This is a genomic window from Heyndrickxia acidicola (genome assembly GCF_001636425.1).
Taxonomy (GTDB): Bacteria; Bacillota; Bacilli; order Bacillales; family Bacillaceae_C; genus Bacillus_AE; species Bacillus_AE acidicola.
In genome coordinates, this window is the sequence record NZ_KV440953.1 from 1,174,327 (window position 1) to 1,192,087 (window position 17,761).

Sequence of the window (17,761 nt, forward strand, 5' to 3'; positions counted from 1 at the left end):
ATAACTTATTACGATGTATGTAAGGATATTTTTTTCTTTAACACCCTAACCTTCTACATACGTCCCTTATTTTTCCAATAAAAATTTCTGTAACTAAATAAGGTTGTTAAATCGCAAACAATAAACAGAGATCATTTACTACATTAAGATCTTTACAAGGTATTAAGTACTTCTGTATCATTAATTTTGAAACAAAAGTACTTAATATCTAATTGTAAATGTCATAATTTAGACGTTTTCATTTTTAGGACTTTTGTTTCACTCGTCAGAAGCCCTCTATTTAGCTAATTTCTTATTTTACAGCTGCCACTTTTTTATTGAGATTCACCCATTGGCCTGTTTTAGATGATTCAAGAATTCCATCTGCAATGACTTCGATTTGGTAGCCATCATTGAAGTTTGGCGAAGCTTGTGTATCTTCTACGATTGCTTTAAAGAAATCATAGGTTTCTATGATTTTTGTTTCGCCATAACCAATACCTAGTGCAGGAATTGGCCATAATCCTTCACCGTATGGAGTTGCAGGTCCTGTATAAACTGTTCTGAAGCCTTTTGCATCGCTTGGATCATCTGCAAAACAAACTTGAAGCTCATCGCGGCGTTCATAGTTAAAGTATAAAGAACCTGTTTCACCATGAATTTCAAAGGTTAGGAAGTTGTTGCGTCCCCATGCATTACGTGTTGCTTCGATGCTTCCAATGGCACCGTTATCAAATTTAACCATAGTAATGAATTCATCATCAACATCAACAGTACCTTTTGATACATCTGCCCCGCCGCTTTTAACTGTTCCTAATTTGTCGATTCCGCCGGTTTGAATTGGTCTTTCAGGAATCCAAGTTTTCGCAACCGCATTCACTTCTGTAATTTCACCCACAAGATAACGTGCAAAATCGACCACATGTGTTCCGATATCCCCTAAAGCACCGGATCCGGCAATTTTCTTTTGGAAGCGCCATGATAATGGTGAATTAGGATCTGCAGACCAGTCTTGAAGATACGTTCCGCGGAAGCTTAAGATTTTCCCAATTCGGCCTTCTTCAATATACTTTTTGGCAAGAGCTACTGCCGGTGTTCTTCTGTAGTTGAATGCTACCGCATGTTTAACACCTGCTGCCTCTACTGCTTCCAGCATTTCCTTTGCTTGCTCTGCACCTAATGCCAGAGGCTTTTCACAGATAATATGCTTGCCAGCCTTTGCTGCTGCAATGGCAATTTCAGCATGTGTATTATTTGGAGTTACGATATCAATAATATCAATTTCAGGATCATTGACTACTGCTCTCCAATCTGTTGAATAATTATCGAAGCCCAATTTGGCTGCAGCATCTTTTGCTAATTCTTCATTGACATCTACGATAGTATGGCGATGTGGAATCGCAGGTGCCGGCCAAAAAAACATTGGCATTCCTGCATATGCGAGTGCATGCGCTTTCCCCATGAAGCCTCCGCCGATCATTCCAACATTTAATTTTTTCATTTTAGTTTCCTCCCCGTTTATTAACTTTTTGATGTAATGTAGCTTTATTTGCGACTTCTTTTTAAAAATTCCAATAGATGTTAAGCTTGGTTTACTTTTTCGAATTGGGTTAAATACTTGCGGCTGATGTTAGCGCCTTGTTTTGGTTCTGGCCAGCTGTCCAACTCTACCGTAATCCAGCCATCATAGTTTGTTTCTTCTAATACTTTCACCATTTCAGCAAATTTTTGATGACCTTCGCCTAGTGGCACAAACTCGCCATTCTCATAATCTTTTAAATGGACATATTTGATACGGTCGACATATTTTCTGATGACTGCCACAGGATCTCCACCACCGGCCTCTATATGTGCTGTATCGGGGCAAAGATTGATTCTGGTCAATGGCATTAATTTGTCTAATTGCTCAGGAGCCTCAACATTGGTTCCCAGGTGAGGGTGATAACTGGCAATCAAATTATATTTTTCTGCAATTTCTATCACTCTATTAAGGGCGTCACCAAGCGCTGTATAATCACTTTCAAGAATGCCATTTGTCCGCACAGCACCACCGCCGACAACAAGATGCTCGGCACCCACCTCTGAAGCGAATGCTGCTACACTTTCAATTTTCATTAATTCTTCTTCCAAAATATCCGGGAAAATAAAATTCCCGCCGGTATAAACACCAATCAATGTTAAAGAATGATCTTTCATTAACTTTAAAAATACATCTTTATTGTCCTTATATTGCATGAGGTTTCCATCGAATATTTCAAAGCCTGTATATCCGGCTTCCGCAATATCCTTTAATGCATCTTCTGTTGATCCATTGGCAAGGTAGTACAGGTCCTTAACTGAAGTAACTCCAGCCGGGTGTCCAACTACGCCCCCCCAGGTATTTGTTTGATAACCTAACTTCATGATAAACCTCCATATCTGTTGGAATTTAGTATTCCAACGTTCAAATTAGAAAATCCACAATGAGTTCTCTCTTAATAAAAGTAATCGATTACATTACATTATAAAAATTTTTTTGATGTTGTGAATTAACTCTATTTTAGCAATTTAAAAGAAACAACCAAAATGTAATCCATTACATTTTATCGTACAGTTATTCAGCTTTTTCTAAAGAGATTTTCTCTATTTTTGTCAGATAAAATGCCATCTGACAAAATCAAAGGATTTTGTACGCCCTTACAAAAAATATTGTAATCGATTACACCTCAAAATGCAACCCTTTACTTTAAATTGTCGCAAATAGTTTTCCAATATTTCTATGGAAATGCCTCCATTTTTTTCATATAGCTCGAATATGGAAGAGAATGCCGAAATTCAGCACCCATGGTACAGGAAGGTACTTCGTAAAGGTAGTTCCTTTCCCTTCAGAACGAACAACCTTAATAGAGCCGCCAATCTGATGAATAATCTCTTTACAAACACTTAAACCTAATCCGGTTCCTTGATCCTTTGTGGAAAACTTGCAATGGTTTTACCAAAGCTTTTACTGCCGCCTATCACAATGCTGCTTTATTTTTTAATTCCAGGTTCATATATACTATTCCTTCCTTATGGTTTTCTTATGGTTTTGGTTATTGTTTTTTTAAGTTCCAACTCTAATTTAAACGAATAAGGATTAACTCTAAGCTGAGTTAATCCTTAAACCAGTTATTTTATTACTGTTGCACTATATAAATCAGCTTTAAACGGTTCATTAATCAATTTTTCCACTTCTTTCACAAAACTTTTAAAGTGGGAGGTTTGTTCATGCTCTTGTATTGCTTTTTCATCCTTCCATTTCTCTAAAAAGAGAAAGTGATTGGTACCTTCCGGAGCTTCATAGTATTGATAACTAATATTGCCATCCTCTGCTTGCGAGGAATTCGTTACCATCTCAGCCAGCTCCAGGAATTCGTTCCGATTCTGAGGATTGACCTTGAAGTATGCATGGATAATAATCATTTTATATTCCCCCTGGATAAAGATTTAAATAATTCCTAAAAACCAGTATGACCTTGACGTGCTTGTTTCTGCAACCTAACATTCTTTGCGGTTTTTCTTTCTTCAGAAGGCACCTTCATAAAATGCATTAGTACCGTACCAAGGAAGTACATGCCCGCGAAGATCCACATAACCCCATGAACACCAATGAGTCCGATAAAAGCGCCAACGATTGCCGGTGCGATAAAGTAGGACATTCCCGCACCAAAGCTTACAATGGCCATCGCAGAACCTTTTTTCTCAGGTGCCATTGAAGCTACCAGAGCAGAAAGCGGAACAAAACCACAAAGAACAATTCCCATGATGATCCCGACAATATTTAAGGCCAAGAAACTGCTTCCAAAAATTTGCGGTGTATAAAGCAAAACCAGCAACATTACACCCATGCCAAAGCTGCCAAGCCACATAATCGTTTTGCGCCAGCCCAACCATTTATCACTAATATAAGGAATGATAAGGTTAAATATGATATTCGCAAACCACATGGTTCCCCATACTTGAAGCCATTGTTCCGTTGTGAATCCATATTTAGATTTCAAGTACAGCGGGAAAAAGATTGGCAATGAACCAATGCCTGTCGAATTAATAATCCGGACCACGCCGCCTATTGCCACTTTCGGTTGTTCCATACAAATGGTTAAACCGCTTATTAAGCTCTTCAACTTTTCTTTTCCATTGCCAGCTTGTCCCATTGCATCATCTTTAACAACAAGCACACCAACTAAACCTCCAACAAACACCCAAATCACTGCACTCCATAACAGACCGATATATCCGATCTTTGGCAGCATGAAGGCCGGAAAAAAACTACCTACAACATAAAGCCCACCGCTCCAACATGCCCAAAACAGTCCTACAGCAGTTGCTAAAATCCGATCCGGACTGCGATAAGTAACCCACACTAAAAATGAATAGCAAAATAAAGGATAGCCCAAGCCTCTAAGCCCATATGTTGGCAGCATAACGGCGTAATTGTTTGGCTTTAAACCATATTGAATAAATAGAACTTGACCAACCAGCCAAGCAATCATTCCAATGATCATGACTTTTCTGGGACCCCACATTTCTGTGAGTACACCAGAAAAGTACGACGCAACGGCCAACACGCCTCCATATACTGCAAAAAGAGTAGCAGACTGTTGAACAGTCAATCCCTTTTCAATAAGATATGGTGATAACCATGCATGCTCGAGACCGTCCCCGGCCATGAATATTAATGTTGCAACAAATCCCCAAACAACCCCCATTGGAAGGCCGCCAATACTACGTTCCCCAACTGTTACCGTTTTCATTTTTAGCACCTCTATTTTCTTAAATATTAGGGCAAATAGGAGAGACATTCCTCCTATAGTTCTTACGCCCACCACATTTCTGTTAATCGCTCTTTGAACAACGTTCCTTTTAACAACGTAATCGCTTTCATCAATCCTTCATCGATGGATGCAAGCATATCCTCATGTTCAATCGAAAGAACATAATCGTATCCAACCGCTCGAAGGGTGCTGACAATGTCTTTCCAGGCTTTTTCATCATGACCATAACCGACAGAGCGGAATGTCCATGAACGATCCAAAACTTTGCTGTAATGCTTCGTATCAAGAACACCGTTCACTTTAATGTTTGCCTGATCCAGATAAGTATCTTTGGCATGGAAATGGAAAATGGCATTTTCTCTGCCCAGCTTTTTAATGGCTTCTACCGAGTCAATTCCCTGCCAAACGAGATGGCTCGGGTCGAAATTGGCACCGATGCTTGGTCCCACGTTCTCTCTTAATTTCAATAACGTTTCCGGGTTGTAAACCACAAAACCTGGGTGCATTTCAAAAGCAATTTGGTTAATTCCATGGATTTCTGCAAATTTAGCCTCTTCTTTCCAATAAGGAATGACAACTTCGTTCCATTGCCATTCGAGAACCTCCGTGTATTCAGGAGGCCATGAACATGTCACCCAGTTTGGAAATTTCGCACCCGCATGATCCCCCGAACATCCGGAAAACCCATTGATAACAGGTACTTCTAATCGTTCAGCCAGCAAAACTGTTTTCCTCCAAACATCATGGGCTTCTTTTGCTGTCTTTTTATTAGGATGAAGAGGATTTCCGTGGCAGCTTAGGGCGCTGATTGTTAATCCCCTGCTTTCAATCGCTCTCATAAATGACTTTATTTTTTCCGGACTTTCTAGCAATTCATCAGGGTTGCAATGACTGTTACCGGGAAAATTGCCTGTTCCCAGCTCTATGGCCTCAACCCCCATATCAGAGAGTTTATCCAGCATTTTTTCGAAAGGCAGGTTTTGATAAAGAACAGTAAATACACCTAGTTTCATACAAATACCTCCTGAACCACTTTCACCCATTTTTGCTGTTCATTACTTTCTAAAATGGCGTCCGTTATAGACATGGAGATATGCCCATCCTCAAAAGTGGCAAAATTTGGTTTATCCTTCATCAGATCTTTGCCATCGCGAATAAAGGAATAAAAATTGAACATCATATTTTTCAGTGCATCAGGCCAGCCTTCATTATGTCCTCCCGGATGATGGATTGCTGATTGAGCTGCCGATGCAAACAGCGCCGGGTCCGCCAACAGAATTTCATTCGGCTTATCCCTGTGTCCAATCCATAATTTTTCCGGCTCTTCTTGGTTCCAGAAGACCGAGCTTTTGCTTCCATTGATTTCAAAGCTAAGTCTATTTTTCCGGCCGGCACTAACTTGGGAAACGATAAATACTCCCCGTGAGCCATCTTCAAAGCGAACAATCACAGATGCGTAATCCTCAGTATTGATTGGTACATCTTCATATTCTGTTTCTTCAATGTGTTGCATACCAAAAGTAGCTACGTTTGCTTTCGGTTTCTTTCTTACTGGAATAACGGTTGCGAGATCCGCAAATACCTCGACAATCTTTTTGCCGGTAATAAATTGAACGGTGTCACACCAATGGGAACCTATATCCGCCACAGCCCGTGATTTACCGCCAACTTCGGGTGCCAAGCGCCAATTAAAATCTGTTTCGTACAATAACCAGTCCTGCAAGTAGCTTCCGTGTACTAAATTTACGGTCCCTATGTCACCGTTAGCGATCTTCTCCCGTAAATTTTGCACGCTTGCATGCTGTCTGTAATTAAAGTTCACACCATGGACAATCCCTTGTTTTTTAGCAAGCGCTAACAATTCAGCCGATTCCTGACTGTTCATCGCCAATGGCTTTTCAGATAAAACATGTTTTCCCGCTAAAATAATCTCTTTATTAATTTCAAAATGAACATGGTTGGGTGTGCAATTGTGAACCACTTGAATTTCATCATCCCGGAGCATTTCCCGATAATCACCATATGCTTTTGGAATACCAAGATCGGCAGCTTTCTTTTCAGCAGCTTCTTGACTTGTCTCTGCCAACGCCAAAACTTCTACAAACCCAAGTCTTCTAATTGCTTCTATATGTGTTGGTCCAATAAAACCCGTTCCGATGATCCCGACATTTATTTTTTTCATTTTTTGAACCTCCTCACAAAATTGTAATCGATTACAGATAATTGTAAAAAAAACTTTTGGTTACTAATTTATTCAAATAACTTTTATTTACAAAATGTAATGGATTACATTTTTATCTAAAAAAATATGAATCTATAATTTGATCCAACCTTGATTACAATTGCGGTACTTCTTTGTTTGTTACATGAGTAATTGTAATCGATTACAGTCTATAATTCAACCTTTTTTGTATTTTTTTAAATTTCTCATTGGAAAACTTTAGAAATGGCAGTTTTCTTCAAAGTGTAAAAGGGGGCAATTCTTTTAGACTCCCCCTCATCATCTTGTCTAAATTAATTGCTCCGTTCTCTGCATGAATCACGGACAATAAGTTTATCGGCAAGCATAAATTGATCTTTTTCTATTTCTTCATTATTGATCAATTTTAAAAGCAGTTCCATTGCCTTTTTCCCCATTTCGAACGTTGGTTGAGCAATTGTAGTAAGGGCTGGTTCAAAAATGGAGGCAAATTTAATATCATCAAATCCCATAACGGAAAGATCATCTGGAACTCTAATACCTTTTGATTTAGCTGCTTTAATAGCCCCCATTGCCATTTCATCATTAGCAGCAAAAACAGCAGTAGGGTGTTCATCCAACATCAAAAGTTTCTTCATTAAATTAAAACCGCTTTCATATGAAAAATCACCTTCCTGAACCAAAAGGGAATCAACAGAGAGGCCATGATGAGCCATAGCTTGATAAAATCCTTTTAAACGGTCCCTGCCCACCACCACTTTCAGGGGTCCTGAAATATGTGCTATTTTCTTATGGTTTAAGCTAATTAAATATTCAGTTGCCTTTCTGGCACTACTGATGTTGTCAATCGAAACAGTAGGCAGATTGGAACCCTCATAGTATTCACATGCCAGTACAACAGGGTACTGTTCAGATAATTCCCCTAACACTTTTTGGTCAGTCCTGGCGGTTAATAGTATAACACCGTCCGCTTTTCTCTGGCCTAAATTATCTAAATAACTTCTCTCACGTTCAACAATGTTTTGAGCATCACCAAGAAGCACCTGGTATCCGTATGCAGTTGCCACAGACTCAATTCCACGGAGGACATTTGAAAAAAATGTATTCGTTATGTCAGGAATAACCACAAGAACCGTTTTGGTTTCTAATCTCCTTAATTGTCTTGCCAGCATATTGGGTTTATAATTTAATTTGTCTATGGCTTCCAAAACTTTATCGGCTGTCTCTTTTTTCACCGTCCCTGCATTGCTTATCACCCGGGAGACGGTGGCGGTGGATACATTGGCCATTTTTGCCACATCTGCAATTCTTACCATTTATACTTTCCCCTTCAGTAAACCTAGATAAGAATATTGTAATCGATTACACAAAGGAATTCAATTGTTCTTCATTATTTTATTTAACAATCTATTAATCCTTGCCAATAACAAATCAGTTGTATAATAGTAAGATAAATAAAAAAATCTGTATACTAGTTTAAAATAAAAGACTTGGTACACAAACAAACTTACTTATTTACTTACTTACTTACTTATGTATAAACTATTCGAGTGATTTTGTCTTTTAAGTCATTCCTGTCCATATACAATGTTCCCTTATATAGTGTTGTGCTTCCAGCATGGGTTTAAAAATCGTCCGGATGATCCCCAAAGCGTCTATTTATGTTCAGTGCATGTCATTAACAAATAATTGAAAATCAAAGATATTATAGTTCTCTTCCATCATACTAGGCTTACCTTTGAAAGGGTAACGGCTGAGATCCCCAGATATTTTGCTGATAAGGGAGCACATGGTTTCAACAGGGTTATAATTTATACGGTTTTTGAGTTGGATCAAATTGCAGTGGAGACAAAGGGCAAATGTACAGTTTGAAATAAAAATACGCCCCCTTCCAACAGGTCTTAATAGATAGGAGTTAATAATGGCTAAAAGTAACAAAGTAATAAAATATTTCCAAAAAAGAATACTTTTTTAACATTGCATGTCTTCCTCTCCTGTTCCAGCACATAATTTATGTTGAATTTCATCATTTTCCTCTATAAATTCCTGTGCACTTCTAAACTTGTTAATCCATTTTACAATATCATCCTGAGAGGGTTTATTAGCTCGTCTCTTTGACTCAAAAAAGACTGCTTCATAACGTTGTTCACAAGGATCCCAAAACGAAGCAACAGAATCCATAGACATTGTATCGTTATCTATAACATCATCTTCATCAGAAGTTTCTTCACCTATCCTTTTAAAGTCTTGTTTTTTCAAAGCTATATAAACCCAAATCATTTAAAAGATGGGCAATCTTTCCTCCACCTGTTCTCTAAGCTAATTTGTGTAGTTCCTTTAAAGCCGTTTCCTAGTCCTGTCTAAAGCATAAAATTTGATTTTAGGTATAAAGGAAATTAATATAGAGATATCGCAAATTATCAATATCCTTTTGTTCGATTAGTTATATGCATTCCAAGCAAAATTGATTTTTATAAGATCAGAAAGGGGCGGGCAGCGTTGAATCGGGAATCAAATATGATAAACGACGAACAGGCAGTTGAAATTTTCAAGGCTCTATCAAATCAAATAAGAGTAAATATTCTGCAAATGTTAAAAGAACCTGATAATAATTTTTCCCCGCAGGCCCATGTCATCAAAGAAAAAGGCTTTGATGGCGGGGTTTGTGTTAGTGATATTCGCAGCAAAGTAGGACTATCACAGTCCACTACCTCCCAGTATTTGTCTCTATTATTGCAAAGCGGGCTGGTGGAAATGAAACGAATCGGACAATGGACTTATTATCGACGCAATGAGGAAACCATTAAACAGTTTGAAAAATATATAGGCTTAAAAATATAACCTTTTAAGGAGGCCCAAGAGTGAGTTTTCAAAATCATCGTGCCTATAACAGCATGTACCAGAAAGACAAAATGACACTTGGTTTTGTCCTCCCGACTGCCAGGATGTCTAAAAATCCGATTATGGAGAATCAGCTGGAGCTTGCCCGTAAAATTGAGGAACATGGCTTTGCTTCATTATGGCTCCGTGATGTTACGATGCAGAATTTGAATATTGATGATAACGGCCAAAAATACGATTTATGGATTTATTTGACGTATCTTGCTGCCTATACGAAGCACATTGCGTTAGTGACAGGAAGTGTAGTTCTCCCTTTGCGCCACCCCGTCAGGGTAGCCAAGGAAGCTGCATCAATCGATCAATTGTTTCCAGGTCGATTGATTATGGGAGTGGCATCAGGGGACAGGGAAAAAGACTTTACAGCTTTAGGGATATCTAAGCAAGAAAGCGGTCGGTTATTTAAAGAAAATTTCGAAATTCTCGACCGGCTATTAAAAGAGGATCAGCCGACAATCCACAGCCACGCCGGGCTGATCGATGGTACAGATATGAGGTTAATCCCAAAGCCTGTATCTTCGATTCCGACCATGGTGACTGGATTTAGCAATCAGTCTATCAATTGGATAGCCAGGAATGGGGATGGGTGGCTTCAATACCCAAGAAGCATTATTCAACAGACGCAGCTTATCCAGGATTATCGTGCTTTAACTGAAGTTCATGCTCCAGGAGATTTTAAACCCTTCTCTCAGAGCTTGTTCATCGATTTATCGGAAAATCCCGATGAAATACCTGTCCCCATACCCTTAGGCTATTCCGTGGGAAGAAACCGTTTAGTTGATCTACTTCATCAATTTCAAGCGATTGGTGTCAACCATTTGGCGTTTGTTCTGTATTTTTCCAAGCGCCCTCCAGAGGAAGTAATCCAGGAGCTTGGAGAATTTGTTTTACCCTACTTTCCAACCCATAAAGGTACAGGCCAGCTTTAAATTGTATAAAAGGAGGAAGAATTATGACAAAGAAAATAGCTCTTTCAGTACTAGATCCCTCCCCAATTGTCGAGGGAGGATCAGCCGAACTTTCCCTTCAAAACACGCTTGATCTAGCAAAGAAAACAGAACAGTGGGGATATAAACGGTTTTGGCTTGCTGAACATCATAATTGGGCAGGAATGGCGAGTTCAGCATCCCCGATCGTAATTGGACGAGTAGCCTCTATCACGGAAAAAATGCGTATTGGATCAGGCGCAATGCTGCTTTCCCATTATTCTCCTCTTTCCGTGGCTGAGCAATTTGGAACATTAGAAACCTTCTTCCCTGGCCGGATCGACCTTGGATTGGGGCGGGCACCTGGCACCGACCAATATACAGCAAATGTATTGCGGCAGCGGGTGGCTGGTGAACCTGAATTTGATGACCGGCTTCAAGAGCTTATCGCATATCTTTATGGTACAGGAACAGCCACTAAGAATGGTTCATTTAGCTTTCACGCCATTCCCGGCGAAAAAACAAATGTGCCCATTTGGCTGTTAGGTTCAGGATCTTATAGTGCACAATTGGCTGGAATACTTGGGTTACCATTCTCTTTCGCGGGACATTTTGCTCCAGGTAACATGCTGGAGGCCATAAAACGGTACCGGGAATATTTTCGTCCGTCTCAATTTTTGGAGGAGCCTTATGTACTGTTAGCCGTTCAAGTGGTGGCTGCGGATAAGAAACAGGAGGCACAAAGGCTTGCCACTTCGATGTATCAAAAATTTCTTTTATTAACCCGCGGACAGCCTTCGCCCATTTTGCCTCCTGTTGATAATATGGACGAGCTTTGGAACGATAATGAACGCAGGGCGGTTGAAGAACAGCTTTTCACTTCTATCATCGGGGACCCTGCAGGTGTGAAGCAGCAGCTCCATGAGTTAATAGAAAGGACTGACGCTAATGAAATTATGGCTCATACAGAGATTTTTGATCATAAGGCACGGCTGCGCTCTTATGAAATTTTGGCTCAGGCTGCAGTAAATTAAACAGTGTCTAGTCTAATTCTAATAAAAGATGTGTTTTCTGCAGATATTAAATCAGTTAAATTAATGTGATTTAGATTGAAGCAGTAAAAGAAGACAAAGAAAACAACCTGTAAATTCTTTTATAGGTTTGAAACGAAATTTTTAAAGAAAGAAGATGAGCATATGCCTGAAAATGATACAAAACAAATTACAAATATTCCATTCTCGGTCCTGGATCTCTCTCCAATTGCAGATGGAAGTACGCCGGCTGATTCTTTTCGCAATACATTGGAGCTGGCCCGGCTCGTTGAAAAGCTGGGGTATAACCGATATTGGCTCGCTGAGCATCATAATATGCCATTTATCGCCAGCTCTGCAACATCGGTAGTCATTTCCCATGTTGCAGCAGGTACATCAAAAATCCGGGTAGGTTCAGGCGGCATTATGCTGCCGAATCATGCACCTCTTGTTATTGCTGAGCAATTTGGCACTCTGGAATCATTATATCCAGGACGTATTGATCTTGGCTTGGGCCGTGCACCAGGCACTGATCAGCTTACCGCACGTGCATTAAGACGTGACTTGAGAAGTTCAGGAGAAGATTTCCCTGAGCAGCTGGCTGAGCTCCGGAATTACTTTGACCCTTCCCTGGCACAAGGATATAGTCATGTTAAAGCAATTCCGGGTGAGGGATTAAACATACCTATTTGGCTGTTAGGTTCAAGCGGATACAGTGCCCAGCTGGCAGGAGAGCTTGGACTGCCGTTTGCATTTGCGAGCCATTTCTCGCCGCATAGCACACTGCCGGCTATTCAGCTGTACCGCCGTTCGTTTAAGTCTTCTAAAGTACTTGACAAGCCGCATGCAATGGTAGGACTAAACATCATTGCGGCCGACACAGATCAAGAAGCTGAGCGGCTCGCAACAACATTGCAGCAGCAGTTCTTGAATTTGATGCGCGGGAAGGAAGTCCCATTGCAGCCGCCAGTGGATAATATTCATGATATAGCGAGCGACTATGAAATAGCTGCCCTTGAAAATCAATTAGGAACTTCGATTGTCGGCAGTCCTCAAACCGTAAAAGAAAAGCTGGAAAAATTTCTGGATGATAGCCAAGCCGATGAAATCATGGCAATCGCCCAGGTTTACGATCATAAGGCCCGCCTCCATTCCTATGAAATATTGGCAGAAATTACTCAGCTAAAATAGGTCAAAAATGGACGATCCTTATGGCAGGCTTTTAATGTATCTCTATAAATTTTTTTGAATAGAATATAAAAAAGTGCCCTTTCAAAGAAATTTTTGTAGTCTATGTTATCCGTTTGCTAAATAGCAAAACCCTTTAACAAACTTGATGTAAACAAAAGGAGAAAAAAAGATGAATCCAAAATATGAAGCTGCTTTTAAACCATTTACCTTCCGTTCTGGAGTTGAAATAAAGAACCGTATTACCATGGCACCCATGACCAATACGGCGGCACATGAAAACGGTGAAGTATCAGACGAAGAAGTTGCGTATTATCAAGAACGTGCCGGTGGTGTAGGAACGGTAATCACCGCATGCACATACGTCACCAGGAATGGAAAAGGATTCCCAGGTGAATTTGGTGCAGATTCCGATTCCCTAATCCCTAGTTTAAGACGTGTGGCGACAGCTATACAGGAAAAAGGTTCAAAGGCAATTTTACAAATTTTTCACGGTGGCAGAATGTGCCCGCCTGAAGAATTGCTCGATCGTCAACCAATTGCTCCGAGTGCGGTAGCAGCGGAACGGGACGATGCCGTGGTACCTCGGGAAATGACAGCAGACGAAATCGATGAAATGATTAAAGCATTTGGGGAAGCAACCAGAAGAGCAATCGAAGCTGGGTATGATGGAGTTGAAATCCATGGTGCCAATACGTATTTGATTCAGCAATTCTTTTCTTCACACTCAAATCGCAGAACTGACAAGTGGGGTGGAACGCTGGAAAAACGTATGTCCTTCCCGCTTGCTGTAGTTGACGCTGTTAAAAAAGCAGTTTCAGACCATGCAACAAAACCTTTTCTCATCGGCTATCGGTTATCGCCTGAAGAAAGAGAGAATCCTGGCATCAACATGGAAGACACGTTGCAATTAGTGGACAAGTTAGCGGACCAGGACCTGGATTATCTCCATATTTCTGTCGGCGGCTTTTGGAACGGATCAATCCGTGATGATAACGATCAGACATCCCGAGTTGTTATGATTCATGAACGTGTCGGCGATCGTGTTCCTGTGATGGGTGTTGGGATGCTGCAGACACCCGATGAAGTGATGAAAGCATTTGAAACAGGTGTACCTTTAATCGCTTTAGGGAGGGAATTGATAATGGAACCTCAGTGGGTACAAAAAGTACAAGCCGGTGAAGAAGACAAAATCCGAACAACATTATCTAAAAAAGATCAAAAAGAACTAGCTATTTCTGATAAAATGTGGGAGTACTATACTGGCATCCCTGGCTGGCTTCCTATTGTATAAGGAGTTCATTTATCTCATTCCATCTCTGCTTCCTTGAATTGTTCAACAAAAAATAGGAATCTTGATGATAATTGTCCTTGCTCAGCAAGTATAAGAATATACCATATACTAAACTAGACGGAACATTTTAAAGGGAAACCATCTTAGTGGTTTCCCTCCTTTATTGAGTAGTAGAGCAGAAAATCAGCCATATCATTTGTTTATGACTAGAAGATATTGTTAATATATAATCAACAATAGACGCCCATAGAAAGGATTGGATCTAAAGTGAACCTGGGATTAAAAGATAAAACGGCACTCGTGACAGGCGGCAGTAAAGGTATTGGAAAAGCAATTGCCGTCGCGTTTGCCAAGGAAGGCACCAATGTTGTAATTTGTGGCCGTGGTGAAGAAGCATTAAAAGAAACAGCAGCGGAAATTGAAAAGCTGGGAGGCAATGTGCTTGCTGTTCAGGCGGATTTAACGAAACAATCTGATGTAGAACATCTGGTCTCCTCTGCAATCGACCGCTTCAAATCAATCGATATACTCGTAAATAATGCAGGAATAGCCAGTGGATTTGATGATTTTGAAACATTGGATATAGAGGCGTGGCAGCATATATTTGATGTGAATGTATTTGGGACTGTCCGCGTAACCAAAGCAGTTATCCCTTTTATGAAAAAAGCCGGATTTGGACGCATCATTAATATTTCATCGGAATCAGGGCTTCAGCCTGATTCGTTTATGCCTCATTATAATGCTTCAAAAGCTGCAATTATCAATTTTTCAAAGAGCTTATCAAAGGCGTATGCCGCACAGGGAATTCTGGTGAATACTGTGTCACCAGCATTTATCATGACACCAATGCTGGAAAATCTATTAAAAGATAATGCGAAGCAGCTGAATATAACCTATGAAGAAGCGACTCAACAATTTTTAAGGGAAAACCGTCCACATGTCGAAGTAAAACGGCCTGGAACAGTTGATGAAGCAGCGTCTGCTGTTGTTTATCTTGCTTCTGAACAGGCTTCCTTTATTAATGGTGTAAACCTTCGGGTAGATGGCGGTTCGGTTGCGAGTATATAAATTAAGCTAATTCTTACTTAAACAAAAAAGGCTATCTTTTATCGATAGCCTTTTTTGTTTAGATTACACTTACCTGATTCCGCCCGTTTTCTTTAGATATGTATAAAGCTTTATCTGCCTGAGATAGTAAAGATTGCTTCGTGTTACCCTTTTTATATTCTGTAACACCAAAACTGCATTTGATTTGTTTGACATGCGGGAAGTTAAAGTTTGCTTTAATAGTTCTGATTTTTTCTTTATCTCAGATGAAATATTAAAAAGATCCAAGGAAAAATAGAAGTTACCTATGTTTATGAGTAACTTCTATTTTTTATCGTTATACATAAAAACTCTTATTCAGTGACTACCCCATTAAAGGCCGATTGATAAATCTTTCTTATATCCTCTTCTAACAATGGTAAAGGGCTGCGGGCCAATAATCTTTTTTGTTGTACACCATCTTGAGTTAAGCTTTCTAAAGCCGATTCAGGGATATTAAAACCAGCTAATGTTTGTGGGATGCCTACATCCTTAACGAGTCTTGTCAGTTCTTCCACACACTTGTAAGAAGCCTCTTCTTCTGATAGATAGAGAGAATTTCCCCCGAGTGCGTTTAGAACATCGGCCATTCTTTTTGTACAGCTTTTACGAATATAGCCCATTACATAGGGGAGTAATACCGCATTCGATTCACCATGGGCAATATGGAACTGGCCGCCTAAAGGATAGGCCAATGCATGCACACCTGCTACTCCAGCGTTAAAAAAAGCCAAGCCGGCAATGTAACTGCCATTACTCATATCGATACGAGCCTGTTTATCATTTCCATTCTCGACCGCTGTCCTCAATGAACGTGAGATTAAACGAATGGCTTGAAGAGCTAAACCATCTGATACCGGGCTTGCATTCACGGATAAATAAGCTTCAACGGCGTGGGTTAATGCATCCACTCCTGTTGCTGCCGTTACTCTTGGCGGGACAGAAACAGTCAATTCCGGATCGACAATCGCTACGTCTGCCAAAAGATAATCATGGGTCACCACATCTTTTGTCGACTCCAATGAAAGAACGGAAATATTCGTAACCTCAGAACCAGTACCCGCAGTGGTAGGGATCAGTATTTTGGGCAATCCTTTTTCCTCCACTTTTTTTGAACCTGATAAGTTTAAATAATCGGCTGCTGGACCTTCATTTCCCGCCAACACTGCTGCTAGCTTCGCGAGATCCATCGCACTTCCACCGCCAAGTCCGATCACCATTTCAAATTTCCCTTCACGTGTGAACGCAACAAGTTTTTCCCCTACTGCGAGTGGCGGCTCCGGTACAACCTCTGTGTATACGGTAACTTCATAGCCCTGTTCTGTAAGAGGAGCGGTTACCCGTTCCGTTAAACCTATCTCTTTTAGGAAGGGATCGGTGACCAAAAGAATTTTCCTTGGTGAGTATTTTTCCACTTCAGGTAAAAGCTGCTCTAAAGAGCCCCATCCTGTATAGCTTAAAGGTGTAAAAACTAATTTTGAAACCGTCATCTTTCTTCTCCTCCTTTTTATTCGTAATATCCTTCCGTTGACTTACGGAAATGTTTGAACTGCTCAGCATCATGGCCAAACCAAACCTGTGAATTGGTTTCTTTGGCTATTCTGCGGATCTTTTCTACTGCATTTGCATATCCAAGTGAGTCATAGATGATGCCAGGCGGTTTAATGGGCGGACCAAAGCTTTCAGCCGTATAAACAGCATCTGAAGCCAAAATAATCCCGCCTGTTTCCGGCATATCAATGTGCAGCCCGATCATCCCCCATGCATGGCCGCTTCCAAAATTCAAAATCTTAATCCCATCAGCCAAAACAAGGTTATCTTCCGTGCGTTTAATGGTTTTCCATTGAAGGTTATTTTTAATCCAAGCATCAATATCCGCCCAAATGTAGGCCCCGTCCTTTTGATTGCGGGCATAGGATTGAAGTGTCCCATTAAGCTCATCTTCATGTACAATGATGGTTGCGTTTGTAAACAGCTCCAGGCATCCGGCATGGTCCAGATGAAGGTGAGAGGCTACAACATACTTAATATCTTCCGGTCTTACTTTCAGCTGCTCTAAACGGCTGTGAAGATAACACTCTTCTCCCATATTGATAGGGAACATTTGCTGAGTCATTTCACCCCAGCGGCCATTCGGCCCCATGGAATTTGGATTGCAGGCGGTATCAAAAAGAATTTTTCCTTCCGGATGGTCGATTAGGACGGTGTAAACCGGAAATTCAACAAATTCATTTGGTACATTGGGATGATGGATCGTTGCAGGGTTATGCATGGCAATCATCCAGTTTTTATCCATTTTCATGCGGCCATTGTCCATTACATATAGCTTAGGATTCGGTTTAATAATGTTTGACATTTTTTTTCCC

The 17,761-nt window shown here is 40.4% G+C and carries 17 protein-coding genes and 1 pseudogene; 6 read left to right on the forward strand and 12 right to left on the reverse strand.

The genetic code is table 11. The features are described 5' to 3' along the window. Window positions 1–292: 292 nt before the first annotated feature. The 9 genes and pseudogenes from A5N88_RS05525 to A5N88_RS05560 all read right to left on the reverse strand — a co-directional run bounded on the left by A5N88_RS05525 (window position 293) and on the right by A5N88_RS05560 (window position 9,231). Window positions 293–1,480, reverse strand: a complete 1,188-nt coding sequence (locus A5N88_RS05525; RefSeq protein ID WP_066263997.1) for a levoglucosan dehydrogenase — start codon at window positions 1,478–1,480, stop codon at window positions 293–295. 80 nt (window positions 1,481–1,560) lie between these two features. Next, window positions 1,561–2,382 carry a sugar phosphate isomerase/epimerase family protein gene (locus A5N88_RS05530; protein ID WP_066263999.1) on the reverse strand — a complete coding sequence of 274 codons (822 nt, stop codon included), beginning with the start codon at window positions 2,380–2,382 and terminating at the stop codon, window positions 1,561–1,563. 376 nt (window positions 2,383–2,758) lie between these two features. Further along, window positions 2,759–2,938 (reverse strand): annotated as a pseudogene (locus A5N88_RS24160) (ATP-binding protein); the annotation flags it as partial. 188 nt (window positions 2,939–3,126) lie between these two features. Beyond that, window positions 3,127–3,420 (reverse strand): putative quinol monooxygenase, encoded by a 294-nt coding sequence (locus A5N88_RS05535; RefSeq protein WP_066264000.1) that lies wholly within the window; start codon window positions 3,418–3,420, stop codon window positions 3,127–3,129. 35 nt (window positions 3,421–3,455) lie between these two features. Further along, a complete protein-coding gene (locus tag A5N88_RS05540) occupies window positions 3,456–4,751 on the reverse strand; it encodes an MFS transporter (protein WP_066264002.1) in 1,296 nt (431 codons plus the stop codon). 62 nt (window positions 4,752–4,813) lie between these two features. Beyond that, the gene (locus A5N88_RS05545) at window positions 4,814–5,785 is read right to left on the reverse strand and encodes a sugar phosphate isomerase/epimerase family protein (RefSeq protein WP_066264004.1); all 972 of its coding nucleotides are present in this window, start codon (window positions 5,783–5,785) and stop codon (window positions 4,814–4,816) included. Beyond that, entirely contained in the window at window positions 5,782–6,954 is a 1,173-nt protein-coding gene (locus A5N88_RS05550) for a Gfo/Idh/MocA family protein (RefSeq protein WP_066264005.1), read from the reverse strand. Before A5N88_RS05550 ends, A5N88_RS05545 begins: the two co-directional genes overlap by 4 nt. 332 nt (window positions 6,955–7,286) lie before the next feature. Beyond that, entirely contained in the window at window positions 7,287–8,288 is a 1,002-nt protein-coding gene (locus tag A5N88_RS05555) for a LacI family DNA-binding transcriptional regulator (protein WP_066264006.1), read from the reverse strand. A 655-nt stretch (window positions 8,289–8,943) separates the two neighbouring features. Further along, entirely contained in the window at window positions 8,944–9,231 is a 288-nt protein-coding gene (locus tag A5N88_RS05560) for a hypothetical protein (RefSeq protein WP_157090609.1), read from the reverse strand. A 258-nt stretch (window positions 9,232–9,489) separates the two neighbouring features. On the opposite strand from A5N88_RS05560, the gene A5N88_RS05565 reads away from it, so the two are divergent. The 6 genes from A5N88_RS05565 to A5N88_RS05590 all read left to right on the forward strand — a co-directional run bounded on the left by A5N88_RS05565 (window position 9,490) and on the right by A5N88_RS05590 (window position 15,377). Further along, window positions 9,490–9,813: an ArsR/SmtB family transcription factor gene (locus tag A5N88_RS05565; RefSeq protein ID WP_066270279.1), complete on the forward strand. Its 324-nt coding sequence runs from the start codon at window positions 9,490–9,492 to the stop codon at window positions 9,811–9,813. Between the two features lie 20 nt (window positions 9,814–9,833). Beyond that, window positions 9,834–10,799 (forward strand): TIGR03571 family LLM class oxidoreductase, encoded by a 966-nt coding sequence (locus tag A5N88_RS05570; protein ID WP_083953048.1) that lies wholly within the window; start codon window positions 9,834–9,836, stop codon window positions 10,797–10,799. A gap of 23 nt (window positions 10,800–10,822) precedes the next feature. Next, complete coding sequence (locus tag A5N88_RS05575) at window positions 10,823–11,830, forward strand: LLM class flavin-dependent oxidoreductase (RefSeq protein ID WP_066264008.1); 1,008 nt, start codon at window positions 10,823–10,825, stop codon at window positions 11,828–11,830. A 162-nt stretch (window positions 11,831–11,992) separates the two neighbouring features. After that, window positions 11,993–13,018, forward strand: coding sequence for an LLM class flavin-dependent oxidoreductase (locus A5N88_RS05580; protein WP_066264009.1), 1,026 nt, complete (start codon window positions 11,993–11,995; stop codon window positions 13,016–13,018). Window positions 13,019–13,187: 169 nt separating this feature from the next. After that, on the forward strand, window positions 13,188–14,309 hold the full coding sequence (locus A5N88_RS05585) for an NADH-dependent flavin oxidoreductase (protein ID WP_066264011.1): 1,122 nt from the start codon (window positions 13,188–13,190) through the stop codon (window positions 14,307–14,309). Between the two features lie 267 nt (window positions 14,310–14,576). Continuing rightward, entirely contained in the window at window positions 14,577–15,377 is an 801-nt protein-coding gene (locus A5N88_RS05590; RefSeq protein ID WP_066264012.1) for an SDR family NAD(P)-dependent oxidoreductase, read from the forward strand. A gap of 58 nt (window positions 15,378–15,435) precedes the next feature. Here A5N88_RS05590 and A5N88_RS24165 read toward each other — a convergent pair whose 3' ends face one another. From A5N88_RS24165 to ahlS, 3 genes are all read right to left on the reverse strand, one after another. Next, window positions 15,436–15,606, reverse strand: coding sequence for a diguanylate cyclase domain-containing protein (locus tag A5N88_RS24165; protein WP_083953282.1), 171 nt, complete (start codon window positions 15,604–15,606; stop codon window positions 15,436–15,438). Window positions 15,607–15,709: 103 nt separating this feature from the next. Further along, window positions 15,710–16,885: an iron-containing alcohol dehydrogenase gene (locus tag A5N88_RS05595; protein WP_066264013.1), complete on the reverse strand. Its 1,176-nt coding sequence runs from the start codon at window positions 16,883–16,885 to the stop codon at window positions 15,710–15,712. 17 nt (window positions 16,886–16,902) lie between these two features. Further along, complete coding sequence (gene ahlS, locus A5N88_RS05600; protein WP_066264015.1) at window positions 16,903–17,751, reverse strand: AhlS family quorum-quenching N-acyl homoserine lactonase; 849 nt, start codon at window positions 17,749–17,751, stop codon at window positions 16,903–16,905. Window positions 17,752–17,761: the final 10 nt, after the last annotated feature.

Bases quoted from the DNA above. Each gene is read 5' to 3' on its own strand.
- A5N88_RS05525 (WP_066263997.1), bottom strand. From the start codon at position 1,480: ATGAAAAAATTAAATGTTGGAATGATCGGCGGAGGCTTCATGGGGAAA.
- A5N88_RS05530 (WP_066263999.1), bottom strand. From the start codon at position 2,382: ATGAAGTTAGGTTATCAAACAAATACCTGGGGGGGCGTAGTTGGACAC.
- A5N88_RS05535 (WP_066264000.1), bottom strand. From the start codon at position 3,420: ATGATTATTATCCATGCATACTTCAAGGTCAATCCTCAGAATCGGAAC.
- A5N88_RS05540 (WP_066264002.1), bottom strand. From the start codon at position 4,751: ATGAAAACGGTAACAGTTGGGGAACGTAGTATTGGCGGCCTTCCAATG.
- A5N88_RS05545 (WP_066264004.1), bottom strand. From the start codon at position 5,785: ATGAAACTAGGTGTATTTACTGTTCTTTATCAAAACCTGCCTTTCGAA.
- A5N88_RS05550 (WP_066264005.1), bottom strand. From the start codon at position 6,954: ATGAAAAAAATAAATGTCGGGATCATCGGAACGGGTTTTATTGGACCA.
- A5N88_RS05555 (WP_066264006.1), bottom strand. From the start codon at position 8,288: ATGGTAAGAATTGCAGATGTGGCAAAAATGGCCAATGTATCCACCGCC.
- A5N88_RS05565 (WP_066270279.1), top strand. From the start codon at position 9,490: ATGATAAACGACGAACAGGCAGTTGAAATTTTCAAGGCTCTATCAAAT.
- A5N88_RS05575 (WP_066264008.1), top strand. From the start codon at position 10,823: ATGACAAAGAAAATAGCTCTTTCAGTACTAGATCCCTCCCCAATTGTC.
- A5N88_RS05580 (WP_066264009.1), top strand. From the start codon at position 11,993: ATGCCTGAAAATGATACAAAACAAATTACAAATATTCCATTCTCGGTC.
- A5N88_RS05585 (WP_066264011.1), top strand. From the start codon at position 13,188: ATGAATCCAAAATATGAAGCTGCTTTTAAACCATTTACCTTCCGTTCT.
- A5N88_RS05595 (WP_066264013.1), bottom strand. From the start codon at position 16,885: ATGACGGTTTCAAAATTAGTTTTTACACCTTTAAGCTATACAGGATGG.
- ahlS (WP_066264015.1), bottom strand. From the start codon at position 17,751: ATGTCAAACATTATTAAACCGAATCCTAAGCTATATGTAATGGACAAT.